This is a genomic window from Sphingomonas sp. 3-13AW, assembly GCF_049311085.1.
Taxonomy (GTDB): domain Bacteria; phylum Pseudomonadota; class Alphaproteobacteria; order Sphingomonadales; family Sphingomonadaceae; genus Sphingomonas.
On record NZ_JASNVZ010000059.1, the window covers coordinates 1 to 636 of the forward strand.

Below are 636 nucleotides of genomic sequence, written 5' to 3' on the forward strand. Positions count from 1 at the left end.
CCAGCAGCACATAGGGCGAGGTCGGCCGCTGAACGGTGGTGACACGGCGCATGTAGACCGACTGCGAATAGGCCTTGTTCGCCGCATCGTGCGCGTCGAGCGCGGCATCGTCGCCGGACTTGCCCGGGCCATAGAAGGTGCCGTTCATCCACCCGGCGAGGACGTTCCCCTGCGGATCGGCAATCGCGACATCATAGTCGTGCTTGCCGAAGTCGATCGTCACTCCGTTGAAGTAGCTGACCGTAAGGCGCTCGTTGCCCATCTCGGCGGTGAAGCGCGGGCCGAAAACCTTGCGTCCCATGACACCGAACAGGACGTTGCCGGCATCGTCCTGAATCACGGCGTCGTAGTTGGTATCTTCCAGGTCGATCCGGGCGCCGCCCTGGTTCCGACCGATCGAGCCGCGCTCGTCGAACTTGACCGCCGCATCGCGCCCCATGCTTGCCTGTGCGCCCGCCGGCATCAGCAGGGAGGCAGCACTTACGAGGGGCGTGATGACGCTCGACAGCGCCTGCAGGCTCTTTGCCGTCCAGGCGCCGTCGGCACCCAGGCCCGCCCCGAAGTGGCCGGCCTCGTCAACGAACGCCGCGATCAGGTTGAGGAGCGCCGGGTCCGCCGTCGACAGCTTCGTCAGCG

1 protein-coding gene is annotated in these 636 nt (G+C 66.4%); it reads right to left on the reverse strand.

Going from position 1 to position 636, the window contains the following annotated elements:
* Positions 1–636: hypothetical protein (locus QP045_RS21480; RefSeq protein WP_422517040.1), on the reverse strand; the 636-nt coding region annotated here is incomplete at both ends.